The organism is Kibdelosporangium banguiense (assembly GCF_017876405.1).
GTDB lineage: Bacteria > Actinomycetota > Actinomycetes > Mycobacteriales > Pseudonocardiaceae > Kibdelosporangium > Kibdelosporangium banguiense.
Window position 1 is genome coordinate 3391875 of record NZ_JAGINW010000001.1, and the last position, 22496, is coordinate 3414370.

Here is a 22496-nt window from a genome sequence, read left to right on the forward strand (position 1 = left end):
CGCTGGTCATTTGCGTCGTGCAACACGCCCGACATCGCCCCAGCCACAGCGGTGCCTGGCCCCGAACGAAGTTGTCGGTCGCGTGGGGCGCGGCGGAAATGACCGGCTTTCGGCGACCAAGCCCGTCCGAGCGGAGCGAGGACATTCAAAACTGTCAGACCCTTGTGCGAGGGTGTTCGCATGCTTCGGGGGCTACTGGAACTGCTCGTGCCGGCCTGCTGTGCGGGCTGCGGCGAGCCGGGCACTGTGCTGTGCCTGAGGTGCCACCGCACGATGTCCGAGCCTCAACTCGTCACTCGTTCCCCAGGGCCGCCGATGTACGCGCTGGGGGCCTATGAAGGGGCGGCGAGGCGGGCTGTGATCGCGTACAAGGAGCGTGGACGGCGTGAGCTGGCCGAGTACTTCGGCAGGCTGCTCGCCGAAGCTTTACGGGTCTTACCCGAAGCCGATGTGGTGCCGGCGCCCTCCAGACGGGCGGCGGTCCGTAAGCGCGGCTTTCACCACATGGAACTGATCGCCTCGCATACGGGCGCGGTTGTGCGGCCGGTGCTCCGGCTGGACCGTGGGGCCAAGGATTCCGTCGGCCTGGATCCGGCGGGCCGGGCCGCGAACCTGGCCGGCAGGTTGTCCTGCGCGGCTGTGCGGGGTGCGCGCGTGATCTTGGTCGACGACGTCATCACGACGGGCGCGACCGCGGCGGCTTGTTGCAGTGCGCTCCACCAGGCAGGTGCCGAGGTCACGGCCGTTGTGGCACTGACGGCGACCTAGATCGTCTGCATACCCCCACACGGGTGAAACATCTCCGGGAACCAAGATCGGCTATCGCACGTTTTAACGGTATGAGACACCGGGATGAACGACCGGTGGGCCCGTTGGAGGGACGACGGGCCCCATCCGAGAGTGCCCGGACAGCGACCGTGCTGGGGTTATCGCTCCTCCACAAGGGTGAAAAGCGTCCTTGTCGTGTGGACGGGACGCCGCCACTCGGGTACTGCGGACCAGCTTTTCCTGTGCCCTGCGTCACTCTCCGTCGCAGTGCGAGTTCCCTCACCAAGGGGACTGTTGCTGAACCGCAACCCGGGCTAACGTGCAGCGCTATCAGCCCCGGCATGAGGGAGGAGGCGATCAGCCCATGACCCTGGCGCCGGTGGGGAACTGAGCCTTCAAAGAGGCAACGGCTCAGTTCGGCAGGACCCCGGTCGCCATGTTTTCGCCGACAAATGGCTCGCAGAAAGCAGCGAGGAGGTCGTGTATGGACATCGTCGTTAAGGGGCGCAACGTCGAAGTGCCCGATCACTACCGGGTACATGTGACGGACAAGCTGGCCCGCCTGGAGCGGTACGACAAGAAGGTCATCCGCTTCGATGTTGAGTTGTTCCACGAGCCCAACCGCAGGCAGGCCAAGAACTGCCAGCGGGTGGAGATCACCGCCAAAGTCAGGGGACCGGTTGTGCGGTCCGAGGCCTGCGCAGGCGACTTCTATGCCGCGCTGGACTCCGCGGTGAACAAACTCGAGAACCGGTTGCGCCGGCTGCATGACCGCAGGCGCGTGCACCACGGACGCCGTAGCCCGGCCTCAGTGGCCGAAGCGACGTCCACGCCAGCTATCGGCTCCGTTGACGCAGCGCCGGAATTGCGCGCGCGCAACTTCTCCAACGGCCAGCGAGTCGCGCAGACCGCGCTGCTGGAAGCCCCGGAGTACGACGGTGTCGTACCCGAGCAACGTTGGGACGACGGTCTGGAGGAACCCAGGCCAGGTCGCATCGTGCGGGAAAAGGAGCATCCCGCGACTCCCATGAGCGTTGACCAGGCTCTCTACCAGATGGAACTGGTCGGACACGACTTCTACCTCTTCTTCGACGCCGAAGAAGGCCGCCCGAGCGTGGTCTACCGCCGGAAGGGCTTCGACTACGGCGTGATCAGAATGTCCTAGACATCGGCGAGAAAGAAGAACGCCCCGGGAACCTCAGCGTTCCCGGGGCGTTCTTGATAGAGGGTGGCTGTGTCCGACCTGTGGCTTGGTCGCGCCGGTCATTTACGCGCCGCAACACGCCCGACATCGCCCCAGCCAGGCTGGTGATCAGCACAAAGCGGAGATGTCGGTTGCGTGGGGCGGGGTGGAAATGGCCGGCTTTGGCGACCAAGCCCGCCCGAGCGGAGCGAGGGCAGTCAAACACAGCCCCTACGATGGGGGTGAGGTGCCCTCATCGGCGGGCGCACAGTCGATCACGTAATGAGGTCAGGCAACATGGTGCTGGCTCGGGTACTCCGCGCGGGCGAGGGAAAGACACTCAAGCGCTTGCGCAACATCACTGCGCACATCAACTCCCTCGAAGAGGACGTAGTCGACCTCACCGACGAACAGCTGCGCGCGAAAACCGCCGAGTTCAAACAGCGCTATGAGGACGGCGAGGACCTCGACGACCTGTTGCCCGAGGCGTTCGCGGTGGCTCGTGAGGGCGCCAAGCGCGTGCTCGGCCAGCGGCACTACGACGTGCAGGTGATGGGCGGCGCCGCGCTGCACCTGGGCATGGTCGCGGAGATGAAGACCGGTGAGGGCAAGACCCTGACCTGTGTGCTGCCCGCGTACCTCAACGCCATCGCCGGCCGCGGCGTGCACGTCGTCACGGTGAACGACTACCTGGTCGAACGTGACGGCCGCTGGATGGGCCGGATCCACGAGTTCCTCGGCCTGACCGTCGGCACGATCCTGTCGGACAAGACGCCGGAGCAGCGCCGCGAGGCCTACCAGGCCGACATCACCTACGGCACGAACAACGAATTCGGCTTCGACTACCTGCGCGACAACATGGCGTGGAGCATCGACGACTGCGTCCAGCGTGAGCACTACTTCGCCATCGTCGACGAGGTCGACTCGATCCTGATCGACGAGGCCCGCACGCCGCTGATCATCTCCGGCCCGGCCGACCAGTCGTCGCGCTGGTACCAGGAGTTCGCGCGGATGTCGCCGTTGATGCGCCGCGACATCCACTACGAGGTCGACGAGCGCAAGCGCACGGTCGGTGTGACCGAGGCCGGCGTGGCGTTCATCGAGGACCAGCTGGGCATCGAGAACCTGTACGAGTCGGCGAACACGCCGCTGGTGGGGTATCTCAACAACGCGTTGAAGGCCAAGGAGCTCTACAAGAAGGACAAGGACTACATCGTCCGCAACGGCGAGGTCCTCATCGTCGACGAGTTCACCGGCCGCGTGCTCTCGGGCCGCCGCTACAACGAGGGCATGCACCAGGCGATCGAGGCCAAGGAGAAGGTCGAGATCAAGGCCGAGAACCAGACGCTGGCCACGATCACGCTGCAGAACTACTTCCGGCTCTACGAGAAGCTGTCGGGCATGACCGGTACCGCCCAGACCGAGGCGGCCGAGCTCTCGCAGACCTACAAGCTCAACGTGGTGCCGATCCCGACCAACAAGGACATGATCCGCAAGGACCAGACGGACCTGATCTACAAGACCGAGCAGGCCAAGTTCGACGCCGTCGCCGAGGACATCGCCGAGCGGCACGAGAAGGGCCAGCCGGTGCTGATCGGTACCACGAGCGTCGAGCGCTCGGAGTACCTGTCGAAGCTGCTGGTCAAGCTGGGCATCCCGCACGAGGTCCTCAACGCCAAGAACCACAAGCGGGAAGCGGCGATCATCGCCCAGGCGGGTCAGAAGGGCGCGGTCACCATCGCGACCAACATGGCCGGCCGTGGTACCGACATCGTGCTCGGTGGTGGCGAGATCGAGGTCAAGGACACCGAACTGCTCGACGAGGAGCCCGAAGAGGGCGAGCTCGGCGGCGACCCGGCCCACGTGCAGGCGCACCGCATCGCGACTGAGAAGGCCGAGGAGAAGGCCCGCGCCGCGGCGGAACGCAGCACCAAGCCGGTGGCCGAAGCCTCCCGCGAGGAGGCGCTCGGCCGGCTCGGGTCCGCGCTGCGTGACGTCCTCGTCGCGACGGACGCGGTGGCCGACGAGAAGGCGAAGGCGTCTCGGCTCGGCGGTGCCGCCAAGGTCGAAGAGGTCTACTTCAAGCGGCGCGACACCGTGTTCGACCAGATCAACGACCGCATCCGGGACGGTGTGGCGCAGATCCTCAACAAGCAGACCGACGTCCAGGCGCCTGGCGCCGCGGAGAAGGCCGCCGACGAGGCGCTGTCGGTGGTGAAGAAGGCGACCGAGCGCTCCACCAAGCGCGACCGTGGCGCCGACGACGCCAAGCGTGAGGCCAAGCTCGAGGAGTCCGTGGGCGCGGCGATCTACGACGTCGTGCACGCGGCGCTGTACGACAAGCACTTCCAGCTCGTGCACAAGTCGCTGTTCGACCAGGCCGCGTACGACCGCACCTACACCCAGGCGTACGAGACTGCGAGCGCGTCGCGCAAGGAGATCTCCGAGCTCGGCGGCCTGTATGTGCTGGGTACCGAACGGCACGAATCCCGTCGTATCGACAACCAGCTGCGTGGTCGTTCCGGCCGTCAGGGCGACCCAGGCGAGTCGCGGTTCTACCTGTCGCTCGGTGACGAGCTGATGCGCCGGTTCAACGCGGCCATGGTCGAGCGCGTCATGACCACGTTGCGCGTGCCCGACGACATGCCGATCGAGGCCAAGATGGTGACGCGTGCGATCAAGAGCGCGCAGACCCAGGTCGAGCAGCAGAACTTCGAGATCCGCAAGAACGTCCTGAAGTACGACGACGTGATGAACGAGCAGCGCAAGGTGATCTACGCCGAGCGCCGCCGGATGCTCGAGGGCGAGGACATCCGCGACGAGATCGAGCACATGATCACCGACGTCGCCACCGCGTACGTGCAGGGCGCGACCTCCGAGGGCTACGCCGAGGACTGGGACCACGAGAAGCTGTGGACCGCGCTCAAGACCCTGTACCCGGTGAAGGTGACGTGGGAGGACCTCGCCGAAGGCGATGAGGACCTGACCGCGGAGTATCTGCAGGAGTCGATCATCAACGACATCATGCAGGCGTACGCCGCGCGTGAGACCGAGCTCGACGGCCAGTTCGGCGAGGGCACCATGCGCGACCTGGAGCGCAAGGTCGTGCTTTCGGTGCTGGACCGCAAGTGGCGTGAGCACCTCTACGAGATGGACTACCTCAAGGAGGGCATCGGCCTGCGGGCGATGGCCCAGCGTGACCCGCTGATCGAGTACCAGCGCGAGGGTTACGAGATGTTCCAGGCCATGCTGGAGGCCCTGAAGGAAGAGACCGTCGGCTTCCTGTTCAACCTCCAGGTCGAGGCCGCGGCCCCGCCACCCCAGCAACAGCAGCCCGTCGAGGTCCCCGCCGCCTTCGCCCGCGCAGCCCAGGCCGCGCAAGCAGCGGAAGCCGGCAACGGCCAAGGCCGCCACCGCCTCCAGGACCCAACTCCGGAACCGGAGTCCCAGGTCCCACCGGCCCTGCGCGGCAAAGGTCTCGGCGGCCCAGCCCAGCAACAGCTGAACTACACAGGCCCAGCCGAGGATGGCGGCGTCGAGTCCCACAGCGACTCCGACGACGACTCAGGCTCCGGCTCCGGCAGCCGCCGCGAACGCCGCGCCGCAGCCCGCGCCAACGCCAAGAAGGGCCGCAAAGGCCCCCGCCGCTAGGTAGGAACCAACCCACCGAAGGCCGGTGCGACCCGAGGGGTTCGCACCGGCCTTCACTCACGCAGCGCCCACCCACAGGCATCCACACCCAACCGCACGCCCAGTCTGAAGCGCCGCATTGACGTGCGACAACAGCCCCACCTCAACCTGTGGACAACCCACGCCCTGTGGACAGCTCAGCCTTGTGGATCTTCACGGCACGCTGGATGTCAGACCTCATCGATAGGCTGGATTCCGGGGGCCGAAGGCCGTCCCGGGGCTCTTGCGGTGCGTCCACACAGCGTGAAAATGGTGGCCTCGACGTGGACACCGTTCACCCGCCGTTCCGGATCCGGGACCCCGTTCCGCGAGACTGAGGCGCCAGCTCTTCATCCCTTGGGCAACATCGCTGCCGGCGCCCATGGCCGGCTACAGCAGGCGGAGGAACACGCATTGCCACTGGCCGCGATGTCGCTCCACTCGGGCGACCAGGGCGCGAGTCCGCTTCTCCTTGCCGACCTGGACTGTGTCGATGCGGGCGCAGAGTTCGACTGTGTCGGGGCCTGGGCGGCAGGTTCGGAGGGTCTGGAGTTGGTGGCGGATGCCCTTGGGCGGGGTGACACGCAGGCGGGTGAGGGTCGCCTCGTAGACCGGTCCCGCGAGCAGAGCCTGGAGCTGGCCGATCTGGCGTCTGCCGTCGAGGACTTCGAGGATCTTGGTGAGCATCAGGGTGAAGGCGCTGTCGTCGGGGGTTTCCGGCGGGGTGACCTGGGGTGTGCTGACCGGGCGCAGGCTGGTCCAGCGCTCGGTCAGCTCGGTGGGGTCTGGGAAGTCCGCCCAGGTCAGGCGGGGTTTTGTGCTGGCAGGCTCGTAGCCGCTGAGCGGCCGCAACGTGGGTGACATCGGGTTCTCCCCCTCTGGATCGTTTGACCCTTTGAGGGCGCAGGCGGCCGGATCCGGACAAGGTTCGCCCAGCCGGATGACGCCGAATCACACTCCGTAGGAGGCGAGGATCGCTCGGTTGGAGCAACCTACGTCACCGGCCGCGTTTTATTTTCACCACGCCGGTTAATTGTCAGCAATTCTCGCTGGCTCGTATCGTCGATCCTGCCAGTCGTTCAGCTAGGAGAGTCGCGATGCGCAGAAAATTGCTGGCCGGATTGTTCTCGCTGTTCGCGGTCGTCGGTTTCACGCCGGCCGCCGCGGCCACTCAGGATCTGCCGCCGCCTGGGTGTGATGTGTGGAAGTACGACATCGCTTTCGGTGAGGGCGTCTCGGTCTTCTGCGATTACTTGCCTTACCCACCCTATATGTATCGGGTGGTCGCGACCTGCGTGGCCGGGTCGAGCCTGTGGTACGAGTACGGCTATTGGGTCGAGCAGGGACTCACGTCCCGCGCTGAATGTCAGGGAGGTCTGCTGACTCATGTACCCCGCGTCGCTCGTTACCGCATAGACGAGCGCTAATATACTAATAAGTCGCTTGATTGCGGCGGAGGTGTTCGAAACACAACACCGCCGCCGCACTTGCGACGTTCAATGATTCCACTCCACCACGCATAGGAATCGACAGCAACTCGGATACGTGCGCCCTGACTTCGGCGCTCACTCCGGCGGTCTCGCTACCGAGTACGAACGCGGCCTTTTCCGGAATCGAAGCCGAGAACAGCGAAGTCCGTGCCCCCGCGTCCAACGCGAACAGGGGATACCCAGCGTCACGCAGCGCTGACGCGGCCTCCGCGGCGGTCGCGCACCGCAGTACCGGCGCGTGAAATGCGACACCTGCCGAGGCTTTGACCACGAGCGGATCGATGCCGGCGACCCCGCGCCGCGGCACGACGATCCCGCCCATCCCGGCGGCGGTCGCGGTCCGCAGGATCATGCCGACGTTGGCCGGAGTGGTGATCCCGTCGAGCACCAGCACCCCGCGCGGGGGTCGTGGCCCGGCCAACGCGTCTTCCAGCAGTTTCATCCGCGGCGCGACGATATCAGCGAGTACGCCCTGGTCCTGCTTGCCATTGCCGGCCAGCACCTTCACGCGCTGCGCGGTCGCACGCTGCACCTCGACGCCCCGCGCAGCGGCTGCGTCGAGGATCTCGCGCGCGGCAGGCCCGCGTGCCGTGTCGGCCAGGACAACCTTGTCCACTTGCAGCATCGTGTCGCCAAGCGCCTCGAGCACCGGCTTGCGGCCGTACACAGTGACAAATCTGTCCTTCGGTGACGCCATGCGCGCCAGAATCCCACGGTCTGCCCGCGGCCTGACGACCGGCTTCGGCGACCAAACCCGCCCGAGCGGGGCGAGGGCCATAAACTCAATGCATGCCGGATCGCCTGTCCGCGGTGGACGCGTCGTTCATCTACCTGGAGGACCAGGCGACGCCGATGCACGTCGGCGGGGTCGCGGTGTTCCGCAGACCGAAGGGTGGGTTCGACTACAACGAGCTCGTCGCCATGATCGAGCAGCGGCTCGACCTCATCCCGCGCTACCGCCAGAAGGTCGTGCCGGTGCCCGGTCACCTGGCGCGGCCGGTCTGGGTGGACGACACCGAGTTCGACCTGACGCATCACGTCCGCCGCTCCGCACTGCCCAAACCGGGCAATGACGACCAGTTGCACGAGCTGGTCGCGCGCCTGATGTCCAGGCCTTTGGACCCGACGCGCCCGTTGTGGGAGACGTACCTGGTCGAGGGCTTGGCCCGGGGCCGGTTCGCGATCATCACCAAGGCGCATCTGGCGTTGGTCGACGGCATCGGCACGATCGACATCGGCCAGCTGATCCTGGACACGTCGCCGCAGGTCGGGCACCGTAGCGACGGCGTCTGGATCCCGCAGCGCACGCCGACCCCGACCCGCCTTCTCATGGACGCGCTCTCGGACGCCGTCCAGAGCCCCCGGGAGATAGTCGAGAACGCCCGCGCGGTGGCTGGGGACATCTTCTCCAGCACGCTTGTCCAGCGCCTCGCTGACACGGCTGGGGGCCTGGTCACGGCCATAGGCACGGCGGCGACATCTGCGCCAAGCGGCCCGCTCAACGTGAGGATCTCGCCGCAGCGACGGTTCGCCGTGGCGAGAACGAGCCTCGACGACTTCCGCGCGATTCGTAGCGAGCACAGCTGCACGGTCAACGACGCTGTCCTCGCGACGCTCGCAGGCGCGCTGAGGACCTGGCTGTTGTCGCGCGGCGAGACGGTCACCTCGTCGACCACGCTGCGCGCGCTGGTGCCGTTAGCCGTGCGCGAAGATGAAGCCGACGAGACGATCCCGGGCATGCTGGGCAACACGGTCAGCGCGAAGCTAGTCGATTTGCCAGTCGGTGAGCCGAACGCGGTCGTGCGTTTGCACCATGTCAGTCACGCTATGCGTGTGCATAACGACTCGGCTAGAAAAGTCGCGGCTGGTGCCTTACGCCGGATGAGCGGGTTCGCCCCGCCGACGCTGCACTCGCTCGGCGCACGGGCGGCCGGCTCGTTCTCCCGCCGGATCTTCAACGTGGTGATCACCAACGTGCCGGGGCCGCAGGAGTCGCTGTACGCGGGCAACGCCAAGATGATGGAGATGTTCCCGGTCGTGCCGCTGGTGCGCAACCAGGCGCTGGCGATCGGGGTCACCTCGTACGACGGCGGCGTCTACTTCGGACTCAACGGAGACCGGGCCGCCATGTCCGATGTGGACAACTTGGCCAGGATGGTCGAGGAGTCACTGGAAGAACTGCTTTCGACGGTAAGGGTGTGAGGGCGTGCGGGTCTACCTTCCTGGCACGGTGCCGATGCTGCAGGAGCTCAACGCGGCCGGTGAGTTCAAGCCGTTGAACGGCACCGCGTTCGCGCTGACCCCGGCGTTGCGGGAGGCGTACACGGCCGGTTCGGCCGAGGACCTCGAGTACGTCGCGATGGCCGACGCCGCGCGGGCATCGCTGCGCCTGTTGGCCGCCGATCCTGAGGCGATGCGCCGTCGCGTGGTCATCGCGGCCGATGTGGACGGTGTGACTGTGCGGCCCGACCTGGACAATTCGGTGGTCCGGCTCTCGGGCCCGGTGCAGCTCAAGGACATCGCGGCGATCCACCTCGACGCACCCGAGGCGGAACAGGCCGTCGCCGCGGCCGCCGAGGTGATCGACGCTGCGGACATGGGGGATGAGGACGCAGAATTCCTTCTGGGTGACGCCGAGGACCACGACCTGGCCTGGTACGCCACCCAGGAACTGCCTTTCCTGCTGGAGCTGATGTAGGGAGCCGCTGATGGACGCCGTTTCGTCCGTGCCAGTCCCGGTCAACGAGCCGATCAGGGCGTACGCGCCCGGCAGCACGGAACGTGAGTCACTGCGAGCGAGAATCGCCGAACTGGAAGGCGTCCAGTTCGACTTCACCCAGACCATCGGCGGCCAGGAGCGGATGGCCGGCGGCGACCGGGTGGACGTCGTCCAGCCGCACGACCGGGCCCACATCCTGGGCCGGACGGCACAGGCCACGCCCGACGACGTGGCCGCGGCCGTCGCGGCAGCCAAAGCAGCCGCGCCCGCATGGCGTGACCTGCCGTTCGACGAACGAGCCGCGATCCTCCTGCGGGCCGCGGACCTGCTGTCCGGGCCGTGGCGGGACACACTGAACGCGGCGACAGTCCTCGGCCAGTCCAAGTCGGTGCAGCAGGCCGAGATCGACAGCGCCTGCGAACTGATCGACTTCTGGCGCTTCAACGTCTCCTTCGCCCGCAGGCTCATCGAGGAGCAACCCGAGTCCAGCCCCGGCATCTGGAACCGGTTCGACCACCGGCCGCTGGACGGCTTCGTCGTCGCGATCACGCCCTTCAACTTCACCGCGATCGCCGGAAACCTGCCGACCGCGCCCGCCCTGATGGGCAACACCGTGGTCTGGAAGCCGTCGCCGACCCAGTCATTGGCCGCGCACCACATGATGCGCCTGCTCGAAGCCGCCGGCCTGCCGCCCGGCGTGATCAACCTGGTGACCGGCGACGGGCACGCGGTCAGCGAGGTCGCGCTGCGCGACCCGGACTTCGCCGGACTGCATTTCACCGGCTCCACCAAGACTTTCAAGCACCTCTGGCGCACCATCGGCGAAAACCTGGACACCTACCGGGCATATCCGCGGATAGTAGGAGAGACCGGCGGCAAGGATTTCGTTGTGGCACACGGGTCCGCGGACCCGAAAGCGTTGACCGTCGGACTGGTTCGCGGCGCTTTCGAGTACCAGGGCCAGAAATGCTCGGCCGCGTCCCGCGCCTACATCGCGCGTTCCCTCTGGGAAGGCGGAGTCCGCGACGAACTCGTCGAAACGACAAAGTCCTTGTCCTACGGCGATGTCACGGACTTCGCACACTTCGGCGGAGCCGTGATCGACTCACGCGCGTTCGCCAAGCACTCAGCCTTGTTCGAACAGGTCCGCGCCGAGGGCAAACCGGACGTGCTCACCGGAGGCTCGGCTGACGACAGCATCGGATTCTTCGTCCAGCCCACAATCCTCCTCGGCGACGACCCAGGCCACGAGATCTTCCGAACCGAGTACTTCGGCCCAATCCTCGCGGTGCACGTCTTCGACGACGCCGACTACTCCAAGATCCTCGAAACCGTCGACACAGCCGCCCCATACGGCCTGACCGGCGCCGTCTTCGCAACCGACAGGCACGCAGTCGAGGAAGCCCAACGCGCCCTACGATTCGCCGCCGGCAACTTCTACATCAACGACAAGCCAACAGGCGCCGTCGTCGGCCAGCAACCATTCGGCGGCAGCCGCGCCTCAGGCACAAACGACAAAGCCGGATCAATCTTCAACCTGCAACGCTGGATCAGCCCCCGCTCAATCAAGGAGACCTTCGTCCCACCGACCACCCACACATACCCCCACATGAGAGACCACCCACCCGAGTGAACCCCGTGCGAACGGCCCTTTCGCACGGGTTCGCCTCTTGAAAACCCCTGCTCACCCGCCATCCCTTGTAGACTGGAGCAGGGCCGCCCCCCCAGTGGACGGGTGGGGGCTGTCACTTATGTAAGGGCTGGGCGGGTTCGTATTTGCGCTCCACTTCGGCTCGGCAACCGGGCAGGGGGCGCCAACCCGGCCCGCCGGACCTTCACCTCGCCAACCAGGGTTCCGTTGCGACCGGGGGCGCTGACCGGGGCTCGGACCTTTCGTCTCGGCAACTGGGCTCGCTTCCCGCTCGGGGGGTGCTGACCGCGCCTGCCAGGACCTTCTCCCCGTCGATCGGCGCTCTTTTCGGCTGGGGCGCTGGCCTCTTCAGTTCAGTGAGTGGCTTCGATCACGCTTGAGAGGACGCGCCCGACGGCCCTGCCAGTCGCATGTCTTCTTCGCGATGAGAACTCAGGTTGGACCTGGGGCCGGCAATGAAAAACCCTCGTGAGTGCGGGCACTCACGAGGGTTGATCTGTGGTTCTTGCTAGCGGGGCATCTCGCCGACCTGGTCGGCGGGCGGGGCGGTGATGGTCACCGGCTTGCCCCAGTCTTTGTAGGTCATCTTCATGGAGACGTTCTGGCCCATCGCGGCCATCTTGGTGGTGATCTGGACCGGCAGGTTGTCGGAGTTGGCCCAGAGTTCCATGTTCATCTTGTCCAGGCCGCCCTTGGTCGCGTCCTCGGCCGCCTTCTTGACGTTCGGGTCGCTGGACTGGGCCATCTTGGCCATGTCGAGGGTGATCCAGTAGTGCGTGGTCTGCTCGCCGTCGAGCGTCTCTTTCTCCTGCTTGGTGATGGTGCCCGCGGTCTTGAGCTGCTCCATCTGCTTGCCGACGTCGAAGCTGTCGTCGATGCTGTCGAGCATCGTGCCCATCTGCTTGGAGATGGGGTCGTCACCATCTTTACTGATCTTGACCCACGGCTTTGTGCTCGAGCCGCCGCCCATGCCGGCGGGCAGCTTCATGTAGAGCACCTTGTCGATGAGGATCATTTCCATCTTCATGGTGGACATGTCCATGGTCATCTGCATCGCCGGGTTGGCGTCCATCTTGACCTGGCCGTCGACCTTGATGCTCTGACCAGCGGCTTCCATGGTCATCGCGATCTTGGCGCTCTGCTTGGCCTTGCTGTTGTCGTTGATCGCCGCGGCCAGACCGAGTGCGTCGAAGGTCTTGCTCTGGCCGCTGTCGCCACCGGTGCCGCCACCCGTGCCGTCCCCGGCCACCGGCGTGCCGGCCTGCTTGCTGCCACAAGCGGTCAAACTGAGCGCGAGCGCCAGGCTCGCCGCCACCAATCCTGTCTTCCGCATTCTGCGTCCTACCCCAGCTAGTGCGTCGGATTCCTGTGCCCGCAGGTCAAACTATCAGCGGTTGTCCGAATACTTGGACGTCGGGGTATATCGTGAGGTTCCAGTTATTCGCTACCGATTTCACGCTGTGTCTCGTCGATACCCGCACGTGACGACAGCAGCCGGCGCAGTGATTCCAGCCTGCCTTTGGTCGCGTGCCCATCTGTGACAACCGTGTCGAGCATGCAGTCTGGATCTTCAGGTTCGCCCAGATGCCCACAACCAGGCGGACATTCCTCAGCTGCCTCAACGAATTCGTCGAACGCCGCGACGATGTCGTCGGGTGAGATATGCGCCAGGCCGAAAGATCGAATACCGGGCGTGTCGATCACCCAGCCGCCGTCCGGCAGCGGCAGCGCGACCGCGGTCACCGAGGTGTGGCGGCCTTTGCCGACCGCGCTGACCACGCCGGTCTCCCGCTCGGCATCCGGCACGAGTTTGTTCACGAGTGTGGACTTGCCCACACCCGAGTGCCCGACCAGGGCGGACACCCGGTCGTGCAGGCGTTCACGCACCTCGTCGGGCTCACGGTCCTGCCTGGTCACGAGGATCGGCAAGGTCAGATCCGCGTACGCGGCGATCAGGTCGTCCGGGCTGGCCAGGTCGGCCTTGGTCAGGCAGAGCACCGGCTCCAGCCCGCCCGCATAGGCCGCGACCAGGGCACGGTCGATGAAACCGGTCCGCGGCGGCGGGTCGGCCAGTGCGACCACGATCAGCAGCTGTTCCGCGTTCGCGACCACGACGCGCTCGAACGGGTCCGTGTCGTCGGCGGTCCGACGCAGCACGCTGGTGCGTTCGGCCACACGGACGATCCGCGCGAGCGTGTCCGGTTTGCCGCTTGTGTCGCCGACCAGGTCGACGTTGTCGCCGATGACCACCGGCGTGCGGCCGAGTTCACGCGCCCGCATCGCCACGACCAGCTGTTTCGGGTCTCCGCCGAGGGCGCACGTCCAGCGCCCGCGGTCTTTGCCCACCACCATCGCGCTGAGCGCGTCAGCATGCTCAGGACGGCGTTTGGTGCGGGGCCTGGTGCCGCGACCTGGACGTACACGCACGTCCGCTTCGTCGAGCCTGCTCCAGTCGCGGCGCCGGTCCCGCGGGCTCACGTCAGTGGCCTCCGCCGAGCATCTGCTGCCACAGCCCGGGGAAGTCCGGGATCGTCTTGCTGGTGCAGGCGATGTCGTCGACCTCGACACCGGACACGACCAGGCCGAGGATCGCGCCGGCAGTGGCCATCCGGTGATCGGCGTAGGCGCCCCACGAACCACCATGCAGCGGTTTCGGCCGGATGATCAGACCGTCCTCGGTCTCCTCGGCGTCGCCGCCGAGCGCGTTCAGTTCATTCACCAACGCTGCGAGACGGTCTGTCTCGTGGCCACGCAGGTGCGCGATGCCGCGCAGGACAGACTGCCCGTCGGCCAGTGCCGCCAGTGCGGCGATGGTCGGCGTCAGCTCACCGACTTCGTGCAGGTCAACGTCCACACCGGACAGTCTGGCCGGTCCGGACACCGTGAGCCCGTTCTCGTCCAGCTCGACCGTGCAACCCATGGCCAGCAGGATCCCGCGGATGTCGTCGCCGGGCTGGGTTGTGGACGTCGGCCAGCCGCTGATCGTCACGGTGCCACCGGTGACGGCGGCCGCCGCGAGGAACGGCGTGGCGTTGGACAGATCCGGCTCGACGACCCATTCACGGCCACGGATCGGACCCGGCTGGACACGCCACGTGTTGGGCTCGGAGTCGTCCACATCGACGCCCGCGGCGCGCAGCATGTCCACGGTCATCTCGATGTGCGGCATGGACGGAACCGGTTTGCCGTCGTGCACGACCGTCAAACCCTTGTCGTAACGAGGTCCGGAGAGCAACAGCCCGGACACGAACTGCGACGAGGCGGACGCGTCGATGGTGACTTCGCCACCCGCGAGGGCACCTTTTCCGTGCATCGTGAAGGGAAGGCGGTCACCCGTGATGTCGGCGCCGAGGCCGCGCAACGCGTTCAGGATCGTCCCCATCGGACGCTCGCGGGCGTACTCGTCGCCGTCGAAACGGATCTCACCGGCCGCGATGGCCGCAGCGGGCGGGACAAACCGCATGACCGTCCCGGCCAGTCCGCAGTCGACGTCCGCCGGGCCGCGTAGCGTGTTCGGTGTGACCAGCCAGTCTTCGTTCTCGTCGGTGATCTCCGCGCCGAGCGAACGCAGTGCAGCGGCCATCAGATTGGTGTCGCGGCTGCGCAGTGGGACGCGGACGGCGGACGGGCTGTCGGCCAGTGCTGCCAGGACGAGTGCGCGGTTGGTGATCGACTTGGACCCGGGAATCGATACGGCGGCACGCACCGGTCCGGCGGCGGCAGGGGCAGGCCAAGGCTGCGTCATGCGTCGATGATCCCCCATCCACTCGCCATGCTCGCGCGCACGTGCCACGATTCTGTTGGAGGTGTTGTCACATTGTGCGGTAGGTACGCGTCCACCAAGAACCCCGCGACCCTCGCGGCGGAATTCGACGCTGTCGACGCGACAGAGGACGCCATCAAAGGCCCGGACTACAACGTCGCGCCCACACGCCACGTCGTGGCGGTGGTGCAACGCCACCCGCGCGACGACGACGGCGAGCCGGACATGTCCACCACCGAGCGCAGCCTGCGGGTGATGAAGTGGGGCCTGGTGCCGGCCTGGTCCAAGGATCCCAAGAGCGGCGCGAAGATGATCAACGCCCGCTCGGAGAGCGCGGCCGAGAAACCCGCGTTCCGCACCTCATGGACAAAACGGCGATGCATCATGCCCGCCGACGGCTGGTACGAATGGCAGCGCGACGGCAAGGTCAAGCAGCCGTTCTTCACCACCCGCAAGGACGGCCTGAGCATCGCCATGGCCGGCCTGTGGACCGTCTGGCACGACAAGGAGAAGCCGGAAAGTCCACCGCTCGTGACGTGCTCCGTGCTGACGATGCCGGCGGTCGCCCAGATCGCCGAGATCCACGACCGGATGCCCGTCCTGTTGCCCCCGGACGCCTGGAACGCCTGGCTCGACCCGGACTCGACGGACCCGGCGGCCCTGATCAAACCGCCCTCTGAGGATTTCCTGGCCGCGCTCGAACTGCGCCCGGTCTCCCCAGCGGTGAACAGCGTCAAGAACAACGGTCCAGAACTGATGGATCCCGTGCCGGAACAGGACGAATCCGCCCTGTTCGACCTGGGCCGATGACAACCGCGCGGATAGCCACCCCCCGCGGGCCCGCCCGCGCGGAACTCCACTGCGCCCCCGAAGGCCGCGCGGCCCTGCTCCTGGGCCACGGCGCAGGCGGCGGCATCGGAGCCCCGGACCTGGTCGCCGCCACCCGCGGCGCCACAGCCGCCGGCGTCCACGTCGCCCTGGTCGAACAGCCATACAGAGTGGCCGGTCGCCGCGCCCCCGCCCCAGCAGGTCAACTCGACGAAGCCTGGCTCGCAGTCGCGGACGACTTGTCAGAACGCTGGTTCGCGGACCTCCCACTCGTCTTCGGAGGCCGTTCCTCCGGCGCCCGCGTCGCCTGCCGAACCGCAACCGAAGGCGAGGCCGTCGCAGTGCTGTGCCTGGCCTTCCCCCTGCACCCACCCGGCAAGCCCGAAAAGACCCGCCTCCCGGAACTCAGCGGAGTCGACGTCCCAGTCCTGGTCGTCCAAGGCGAAAAAGACACCTTCGGCCGCCCAGAACCGGCCCACCACCGCGAAGTGGTCCTCCTCGCCGGCGACCACAGCCTGAAAGCCGACGCCAAGGGCATATCCCAAACAGTCCAGGACTGGCTCTCCCGAGTCCTCCGCCCCCTGGACTAGATACCCGATATCAGGCTTCACCAGTCAAAACCCGCCCCGGCACAAGAAGAGATGCCCCCACCCATCCCGGGGGGCGGCCCTGGTCCAGTCTATCGGGGGAGCATGGTCAACAAGGGTCAAGCGGGCGGACTGTGGACAACTGGATGTACGAGTGGGCCGTTCGTACGGAAACGCCCAGCTAGGCCGCGATCTCGGCGACGATGGCGCCGGTCAGCCGGATGAGGTCGGCTGGGTCGAGTTCGACTTCCAGGCCACGCCGCCCGGCGGAGCAGAACAAAGTGGAAAACTCGAGAACAGAACTATCCACCACGGTAGGCAAACGCTTGCGTTGCCCCAGCGGAGAAATTCCACCGGCAACGTATCCCGTAGCCCGCTCAGCATCCGCCACATCCGCCATACGAGCCTTCTTGCCGTTGACCGCGGCGGCCAGAGCCTTGAGGTCGAGCTGAGCCGTCACGGGCACGATCCCGACGGTAAGAGACCCGTCCACCTCTGCCAGCAGCGTCTTGAACACACGCTCGGGAGCGAGGCCCAAAGCTTCCGCCGCCTCCAGGCCGTATGAGGCGGCCCTGGGGTCGTGGTCGTACGAGTGCAGAGTGTGCGGCACCTTCTGCTTGGTCAGCAGTGCTGTGCCCGGGGTTCCCTTGCCCGCCATGTGGTGCAGCTTACGGCTGGGAATGTGCCGCCCTTCGTCAGTGTTGATCCGGACGTGCTGACCGAGATCGCCCCGCCGAAGGCGCCCAGCCGGCTGACCACACGCCGCGTATCGTTGATGAAGTCGCGAGCGACCGGGACGACTGCCGGTCGGTGGGAGAGGAGTGCGGTGCCGGGCACCGAGACCCAGGTGAGCAAGGAGCCGGAGAGCGCCCAGGAACGGGCGGCCCGGTTCGAGCGGGATGCCATGCCCATGCTGGACCAGCTGTACTCGGCCGCGTTGCGGATGACGCGCAACCCGTCCGACGCCGAGGACCTGGTGCAGGAGACGTACTTGAAGGCGTTCGCTGCGTTCGAGTCGTTCTCCGCGGGTACGAACCTCAAGGCGTGGCTGTACCGGATTCTCACCAACACCTACATCAACGGCTACCGCAAGCGGCAGCGCCAGCCGCTGCAGCAGCCGACCGACGAGATCACGGACTGGCAGCTGGCTCAGGCCGAGAGCCACACGTCGAGCGGCCTTCGCTCGGCTGAGGTCGAGGCCATGGACAACCTGCCGGACGACGACGTCAAGCAGGCCTTGCAACGGCTGCCGGAGGAGTTCAGGCTGGCCGTCTACCTCGCGGACGTCGAGGGATTCGCCTACAAGGAGATCGCCGAGATCATGGGTACCCCGATCGGGACCGTGATGTCGAGGCTGCATCGCGGGCGCCGTCAGCTCCGCGACATGCTGGCCGACGTCGCCAAAGAGCGGGGATTCGTGCGGGCGGAGGTGGCGGGGTCGTGAGCTGCGGTGACCACCACGAGACGGACTGCTCGGAAGTACTGGCCGAGGTGTGGCTCTTCCTGGACAACGAGTGCGACGGCAACCGTAAGGCGCTGCTCAAACAGCATCTTGACGAGTGCAGCCCATGCCTGGCGGAGTACGGCATCGACGAGCACCTCAAGGAGTTGCTGGCCAAGAAGTGCGGCGGCGAGCACGCTCCGGAGGCCCTGAAGGAGCGGCTGCGGGCCACGATCCGCAAGACAGTCGTCGAGCAGGGCGGTGTCGCCTTCGAGGTGACGCAGGCACAGGTCGAGATCCGCAAGACGCCTTGAGACATGACAACGGCCCCGGAGAAGTTCCGGGGCCGTTTCGTATTCAGCTGTTCGGGCGGTTTCCGTGGTTCGCCCCACCCTTTTTACGATCGCGACGCTTACGGGCGCGCTTCGACATGCCAGTCTCCTACTGCTTGCGATCCTCGCCGGAGCAAGTGTGTCCAGCTCTTGGCGGATGCGATGGTCCTTCGTCCTGCCATTGTGACAGGTGCCGGGGACCGGCACGGACCGTGGTTGGATCGGGCCGGCACTGACTACTGCAAGGGAGACCCGTGTCCACTCTCGCTGACCTGCTGGCGGAGCACACCGGACTGCCTGGTGGTGCCGTCGATCACCTGCAGAAGGTCGTTGCCGAGTGGCAGCTGCTGTCCGACCTGTCGTTCGCCGATTTCCTGCTCTGGGTGCCGTACGTCGAGCACCCGGACGGTGACAACGACAAGCTCGGCGGCGAGTTCCTCTGCGTCGCGCACGCTCGCCCGACCACGGCACCGACAGCGCATCCCGAGGATGTCGTCGGCACGTTCATCAAGGTCGCCGATCACCCTCAGCTACGACGGGCCGTGGTCGAACGGCGGATCTGCCGGGAAGAGGACCCGTACTGGTACCTCGGCGTGCCGGTGCGACGTGAGACGATCCCGGTCGTCTTCGACGGCGAAGTCGTCGGTGTGCTGTCCCGGGAGACGAACCTCGCGGTCCCGCGCGTGCCGTCGCCGTTGGAGATCGCGTATCTCGGCAGTGCCGGCGATCTGTGCCAGATGGTCGCGGACGGCACGTTTCCGAGCGTCGAACCGACGGCTGATGTCCACACGAGCCCACGCGTCGGTGATGGCCTGATCCGTGTGGATGCCAACGGAACCGTTATCTTCGCGAGCCCGAATGCCTTGTCGGCATACCATCGGATGGGGCACGCCGCCGATCTGGTCGGAGTACGGCTCGCGCCGCTGACCCGGTCGCTGATCGCGGACCCGTTCGACGCCACCGAAATCGCGCAGCGCATGCTCGCCGCGATCGATGGCCAGCCGAGTATGCGGACCGAAGTGGAGTCGCGGCGCGGTGCCGCGGTGTTGTTCCGGGCGCTTCCGTTGCGGCCGTTGGACACTCCGGCCGGCGCGTTGGTGCTTGTCCGTGATGTCACCGAAGTCAAGCGCCGCGATCGGGCACTGCTGTCCAAGGACGCCACGATCCGCGAGATCCACCATCGGGTGAAGAACAACCTGCAGACCGTGGCGGCGTTGCTGCGCCTGCAGTCCCGGCGTACCAACAGTGCCGAGGCCAAGGAGGCCTTGGCCGAGTCCGTGCGCAGGGTCGCCGCGATCGCGATGGTGCACGAGACACTGTCCATGTCGGTCGACGAACGGGTCGATCTGGACACCTTGCTGGACAAGGTGATCCCGGTCGTAGGCGACGTCGCGGTGGCCGAGTCGCATGTGAAGGTCCGGCGCGGCGGGCAGTTCGGCATCGTGTCCGCGGAGCTGGCGACCCCGCTTGTCATGGTTCTCGCGGAACTTGCCCAGAATGCGATAGAGCATGCATATCCGGGCGGTCAGGGCGGCGAGGTCACCATCTCGGCGAACCGTTCGGCGCGTTGGCTGGACGTGGTGATCTCCGACGACGGCAAAGGTCTGCCACGCGGTTTCTCGCTGGAACGTACCGATGGTCTCGGTCTGCAGATCGTGCGGACCCTTGTCGAGTCCGAATTGCGCGGCTCATTGTCGCTTCGGAGGCGAGAAACCCGCGGTACCGAAGCGGTACTTCGGGTCCCGTTGTCGCATAGGCGTTGAATAACCCAAGGGCCCGGTACCGAGGTCATCGGTACCGGGCCCTTGGGCGCTTGTATTGCGCGGGTTTATGCAGAGCCTCAGGCGTTGCTGCGCGCCCGGGTCCGAGCGTTGCGCCGCTTGAGTGCGCGTCGCTCGTCCTCACTCATCCCGCCCCATACGCCTGCGTCCTGGCCACTTTCGAGGGCCCAGGACAGGCACGAGGAGGTCACGGGGCAGCGGTGGCAAACGCCCTTCGCTTCGGCTATCTGCAGGAGCGCAGGACCGCTGTTTCCAACGGGGAAGAACAGCTCAGGGTCCTCGTCACGGCAGGCCGCGCGGTGGCGCCAGTCCATTGTTCCTAGCTCCTTGCCAGGCGCGCTTCGGCGCGCCAGTCGTCGTTCATTTCGGTCGTCGGGGTGCTTGTGAATGCTTTCACGAACTGGCCGGATGTCAAGAGGTCTTCTGTGGCCGGTGAGTGAACTCACCCGAAAGATCGACGTCACGACGTATCTCCGGACGTAGTGTGACCTCGCATCACACACCCGGTATCTCAAGTACCCAATCGGTCAGACGGCAACCACAAGTGCCTTCGGAACCGACGTGAACTCGACGTTCGTACGCTCGCCGACCAGGTCACCGTCCACCTGCAGGCGCACAGGCTCCTCCGCGGTGACTCTGATGATGCCAACGTCGTCACGCCGCAAAAGCTTCCCGCCGTGCTGGTTTCCCCGCTTGGACACAGCCTGGCGCAGTGCTCGCAAAACTGTCGGCAACCGCAGGGTGCTCAACGAATACAGGCCCAGATCGCCGTCGAACGTGCAGCCCGCGTTGAGGTGGACCGGGCGGTCGCCCAGGTAGGACCAGGGATCGGTGTTCGACACGAACGCCAGGCGCATGCCCTGGTGCGGTTGCTCGCCGGGGATCTCGATCTGCAGCCGCGGCTGGCCGTGCGCGGGCTTGAAATAGCAGGCCGCAGCCGCTCTGGCGTAGAGCGCGGGGCTGGTCTGCTTGCCGCGCTTGCGGTCCACCCATGCCACAACGTCGGCATCCCAGCCGACTCCCGCGTTGAATGTGAAAAATCGGCTGCCGGTGTCCCAGGAAGCCCTGCCCAGCCCGACCCGGCGGCTCGTGCCGTCCTCGATCGCCTTGAGCAACACGCCGGTCGCCTCGACCGGGTCACGCGGCAGGCCCAGCGCCCGCGCGAAGACATTTGCCGACCCACCTGGCACAACACCGAGCATCGGTGCGTGACTGCCGCCGGACAGCAGGCCGTTGACGACCTCGTTCACCGTGCCGTCGCCACCGTGCGCGACGACCAGGTCGACGCCCTCTTCGGCGGCTTTGGCGGCCGCGGTCATGGCGTGGCCCCGGTAGTCGGTCTCGATGACGTCCAGCTTGACCTCGCTGGCCAGGGCGTGCGCGAGCACATCCCGGCCGGCCGGCGTGGTCGCCGTGGCCTGTGGGTTGACTACCAGTACTGCGCGCATGACTGCAGGGTAAAACAGTGCGTAGGCAGACCTGCCCAGCACGGGTATCGATCGAGGGGCATGGGTTAACCCGCCCGAGTCAGGTCGTGGCGGCCAGTAATGGCGCTCCCTTCGTCCCAACACCATCCTGAGGACGCGACTGTCGTGACGAGTGCACCCGGACGACCAATCCGCTCGACGACGACACTCTGGTCAAGGGCCGGCTCCGGCCCTTTCACAGTGTGTAGATCATCGCGCGAACCGGCGCCGGATGGGACCGGCCGTACGGGTGGCATACGATCGGTTACCACGTACCGAAAGTCACAAACCGGCCGCTACCAGGAAGTTTCTGTGACCACCAACACCTCCGTGCCGGGCACGGTCAAGGCAGCCGGCGTCCTCGTCGGCCTCGAAGGGCTGGCCGGCATCGCGTTCGCGGTGATCCTGCTGATCGGCGGCAGCTCCCGGCCGGGGATGAACATCTATGGCGAGGCCGGCTACTTCATCGTGATCTTCGGCGGCGTCCTGGCCTGCGGCATCGGCCTGCTGCTGGGCAAGCGCTGGGCGCGCGGCCCGGCCACCGCCATCCAGATCCTGCTGCTGGGCGTGTCCTGGTACGCCATCGGCCCGTCCAGCCAGCCGTTGTTCGGTGTTCCGATCGCCGTGCTGTGCGTGTCCGCGCTCGTCCTGTTGTTCCGTGCGCCGTCGCGGCTCTGGGCGGACGGTTACCGCGAGGAAGACACCAAGTAACAAACCCGACTTTTGACGGGTACATGGACTCACTCGAACGGGCGACTCTGAACGGGTCCCTGATTCCACCCTGCAAGCGGCCGACCGCCGCGGAATCGAGTGATCTC

21 protein-coding genes and 1 pseudogene are annotated in these 22496 nt (G+C 66.4%); 13 read left to right on the top strand and 9 right to left on the bottom strand.

Annotated features, from left to right (window positions below):
* Positions 1–180: 180 nt before the first annotated feature.
* From JOF56_RS16195 to secA, 3 genes and pseudogenes are all read left to right on the top strand, one after another.
* Positions 181–768, top strand: a complete 588-nt coding sequence (locus JOF56_RS16195; RefSeq protein WP_209638631.1) for a ComF family protein — start codon at positions 181–183, stop codon at positions 766–768.
* Positions 769–1252: 484 nt separating this feature from the next.
* The gene (hpf, locus tag JOF56_RS16200; RefSeq protein ID WP_209638633.1) at positions 1253–1933 is read left to right on the top strand and encodes a ribosome hibernation-promoting factor, HPF/YfiA family; all 681 of its coding nucleotides are present in this window, start codon (positions 1253–1255) and stop codon (positions 1931–1933) included.
* A 315-nt stretch (positions 1934–2248) separates the two neighbouring features.
* A pseudogene (gene secA / locus JOF56_RS16205) lies at positions 2249–5266 on the top strand (preprotein translocase subunit SecA); the annotation flags it as partial.
* 744 nt (positions 5267–6010) lie between these two features.
* On the opposite strand, the gene JOF56_RS16210 reads toward secA, so the two are convergent.
* Complete coding sequence (locus JOF56_RS16210; RefSeq protein ID WP_209638637.1) at positions 6011–6484, bottom strand: Rv3235 family protein; 474 nt, start codon at positions 6482–6484, stop codon at positions 6011–6013.
* Between the two features lie 233 nt (positions 6485–6717).
* On the opposite strand from JOF56_RS16210, the gene JOF56_RS16215 reads away from it, so the two are divergent.
* Complete coding sequence (locus JOF56_RS16215; RefSeq protein WP_245378273.1) at positions 6718–7047, top strand: hypothetical protein; 330 nt, start codon at positions 6718–6720, stop codon at positions 7045–7047.
* Between the two features lie 4 nt (positions 7048–7051).
* Here JOF56_RS16215 and JOF56_RS16220 read toward each other — a convergent pair whose 3' ends face one another.
* Positions 7052–7807 carry a TrmH family RNA methyltransferase gene (locus JOF56_RS16220; RefSeq protein WP_209638639.1) on the bottom strand — a complete coding sequence of 252 codons (756 nt, stop codon included), beginning with the start codon at positions 7805–7807 and terminating at the stop codon, positions 7052–7054.
* 92 nt (positions 7808–7899) lie between these two features.
* On the opposite strand from JOF56_RS16220, the gene JOF56_RS16225 reads away from it, so the two are divergent.
* The 3 genes from JOF56_RS16225 to pruA are packed head-to-tail and all read left to right on the top strand — an operon-like array spanning position 7900 to position 11462.
* On the top strand, positions 7900–9312 hold the full coding sequence (locus JOF56_RS16225; protein WP_209638641.1) for a WS/DGAT/MGAT family O-acyltransferase: 1413 nt from the start codon (positions 7900–7902) through the stop codon (positions 9310–9312).
* Between the two features lie 4 nt (positions 9313–9316).
* The gene (locus JOF56_RS16230; protein WP_209638643.1) at positions 9317–9808 is read left to right on the top strand and encodes a DUF6912 family protein; all 492 of its coding nucleotides are present in this window, start codon (positions 9317–9319) and stop codon (positions 9806–9808) included.
* Positions 9809–9818: 10 nt separating this feature from the next.
* A complete protein-coding gene (gene pruA / locus JOF56_RS16235; RefSeq protein WP_209638646.1) occupies positions 9819–11462 on the top strand; it encodes an L-glutamate gamma-semialdehyde dehydrogenase in 1644 nt (547 codons plus the stop codon).
* A 526-nt stretch (positions 11463–11988) separates the two neighbouring features.
* Here the strand turns inward: pruA and JOF56_RS16240 are convergent.
* The 3 genes from JOF56_RS16240 to aroA form a co-directional block, all read right to left on the bottom strand.
* Positions 11989–12813 carry an SCO4651 family lipoprotein gene (locus JOF56_RS16240; protein ID WP_209638648.1) on the bottom strand — a complete coding sequence of 275 codons (825 nt, stop codon included), beginning with the start codon at positions 12811–12813 and terminating at the stop codon, positions 11989–11991.
* 104 nt (positions 12814–12917) lie between these two features.
* On the bottom strand, positions 12918–13958 hold the full coding sequence (rsgA, locus tag JOF56_RS16245; protein ID WP_209638650.1) for a ribosome small subunit-dependent GTPase A: 1041 nt from the start codon (positions 13956–13958) through the stop codon (positions 12918–12920).
* 1 nt (position 13959) lies between these two features.
* Complete coding sequence (gene aroA / locus JOF56_RS16250) at positions 13960–15225, bottom strand: 3-phosphoshikimate 1-carboxyvinyltransferase (RefSeq protein ID WP_209638652.1); 1266 nt, start codon at positions 15223–15225, stop codon at positions 13960–13962.
* A 72-nt stretch (positions 15226–15297) separates the two neighbouring features.
* Here aroA and JOF56_RS16255 point away from each other — a divergent pair, with 72 nt between their 5' ends.
* Both JOF56_RS16255 and JOF56_RS16260 read left to right on the top strand, forming a co-directional pair.
* Positions 15298–16053, top strand: a complete 756-nt coding sequence (locus JOF56_RS16255) for an SOS response-associated peptidase (protein WP_209638654.1) — start codon at positions 15298–15300, stop codon at positions 16051–16053.
* Entirely contained in the window at positions 16050–16661 is a 612-nt protein-coding gene (locus JOF56_RS16260; RefSeq protein WP_209638656.1) for an alpha/beta hydrolase family protein, read from the top strand. The genes JOF56_RS16255 and JOF56_RS16260 overlap by 4 nt, the downstream gene beginning before the upstream one ends.
* A 178-nt stretch (positions 16662–16839) precedes the next feature.
* Here JOF56_RS16260 and ybaK read toward each other — a convergent pair whose 3' ends face one another.
* Positions 16840–17316, bottom strand: coding sequence for a Cys-tRNA(Pro) deacylase (gene ybaK / locus JOF56_RS16265; protein WP_209638658.1), 477 nt, complete (start codon positions 17314–17316; stop codon positions 16840–16842).
* Positions 17317–17484: 168 nt separating this feature from the next.
* Between ybaK and JOF56_RS16270 the strand changes: the two genes are divergently transcribed.
* Both JOF56_RS16270 and rsrA read left to right on the top strand, forming a co-directional pair.
* Complete coding sequence (locus JOF56_RS16270; protein WP_209648289.1) at positions 17485–18102, top strand: sigma-70 family RNA polymerase sigma factor; 618 nt, start codon at positions 17485–17487, stop codon at positions 18100–18102.
* Entirely contained in the window at positions 18099–18413 is a 315-nt protein-coding gene (rsrA, locus tag JOF56_RS16275; protein WP_209638660.1) for a mycothiol system anti-sigma-R factor, read from the top strand. The genes JOF56_RS16270 and rsrA overlap by 4 nt, the downstream gene beginning before the upstream one ends.
* A gap of 43 nt (positions 18414–18456) precedes the next feature.
* Here the strand turns inward: rsrA and JOF56_RS60690 are convergent, their stop codons facing one another.
* On the bottom strand, positions 18457–18531 hold the full coding sequence (locus JOF56_RS60690; RefSeq protein WP_372448383.1) for a 50S ribosomal protein bL37: 75 nt from the start codon (positions 18529–18531) through the stop codon (positions 18457–18459).
* A 154-nt stretch (positions 18532–18685) separates the two neighbouring features.
* On the opposite strand from JOF56_RS60690, the gene JOF56_RS16280 reads away from it, so the two are divergent.
* Positions 18686–20194 (top strand): sensor histidine kinase, encoded by a 1509-nt coding sequence (locus tag JOF56_RS16280; RefSeq protein WP_209638662.1) that lies wholly within the window; start codon positions 18686–18688, stop codon positions 20192–20194.
* 77 nt (positions 20195–20271) lie between these two features.
* Here the strand turns inward: JOF56_RS16280 and JOF56_RS16285 are convergent, their stop codons facing one another.
* Together JOF56_RS16285 and JOF56_RS16290 are read right to left on the bottom strand one after the other, a co-directional pair.
* The gene (locus JOF56_RS16285; RefSeq protein ID WP_209638664.1) at positions 20272–20526 is read right to left on the bottom strand and encodes a WhiB family transcriptional regulator; all 255 of its coding nucleotides are present in this window, start codon (positions 20524–20526) and stop codon (positions 20272–20274) included.
* A gap of 213 nt (positions 20527–20739) precedes the next feature.
* Complete coding sequence (locus JOF56_RS16290; RefSeq protein ID WP_209638666.1) at positions 20740–21660, bottom strand: diacylglycerol/lipid kinase family protein; 921 nt, start codon at positions 21658–21660, stop codon at positions 20740–20742.
* A 330-nt stretch (positions 21661–21990) separates the two neighbouring features.
* On the opposite strand from JOF56_RS16290, the gene JOF56_RS16295 reads away from it, so the two are divergent.
* Entirely contained in the window at positions 21991–22389 is a 399-nt protein-coding gene (locus tag JOF56_RS16295; protein ID WP_209638668.1) for a hypothetical protein, read from the top strand.
* Positions 22390–22496: the final 107 nt, after the last annotated feature.

Coding starts and splice junctions, on each gene's coding strand:
- aroA (WP_209638652.1), bottom strand. CDS start 15,225: ATGACGCAGCCTTGGCCTGCCCCTGCCGCCGCCGGACCGGTGCGTGCC.
- pruA (WP_209638646.1), top strand. CDS start 9,819: ATGGACGCCGTTTCGTCCGTGCCAGTCCCGGTCAACGAGCCGATCAGG.
- JOF56_RS16285 (WP_209638664.1), bottom strand. CDS start 20,526: ATGGACTGGCGCCACCGCGCGGCCTGCCGTGACGAGGACCCTGAGCTG.
- JOF56_RS16290 (WP_209638666.1), bottom strand. CDS start 21,660: ATGCGCGCAGTACTGGTAGTCAACCCACAGGCCACGGCGACCACGCCG.
- JOF56_RS16260 (WP_209638656.1), top strand. CDS start 16,050: ATGACAACCGCGCGGATAGCCACCCCCCGCGGGCCCGCCCGCGCGGAA.
- JOF56_RS16240 (WP_209638648.1), bottom strand. CDS start 12,813: ATGCGGAAGACAGGATTGGTGGCGGCGAGCCTGGCGCTCGCGCTCAGT.
- JOF56_RS16220 (WP_209638639.1), bottom strand. CDS start 7,807: ATGGCGTCACCGAAGGACAGATTTGTCACTGTGTACGGCCGCAAGCCG.
- ybaK (WP_209638658.1), bottom strand. CDS start 17,316: ATGGCGGGCAAGGGAACCCCGGGCACAGCACTGCTGACCAAGCAGAAG.
- JOF56_RS16195 (WP_209638631.1), top strand. CDS start 181: ATGCTTCGGGGGCTACTGGAACTGCTCGTGCCGGCCTGCTGTGCGGGC.
- hpf (WP_209638633.1), top strand. CDS start 1,253: ATGGACATCGTCGTTAAGGGGCGCAACGTCGAAGTGCCCGATCACTAC.
- JOF56_RS16225 (WP_209638641.1), top strand. CDS start 7,900: ATGCCGGATCGCCTGTCCGCGGTGGACGCGTCGTTCATCTACCTGGAG.
- JOF56_RS16215 (WP_245378273.1), top strand. CDS start 6,718: ATGCGCAGAAAATTGCTGGCCGGATTGTTCTCGCTGTTCGCGGTCGTC.
- JOF56_RS16210 (WP_209638637.1), bottom strand. CDS start 6,484: ATGTCACCCACGTTGCGGCCGCTCAGCGGCTACGAGCCTGCCAGCACA.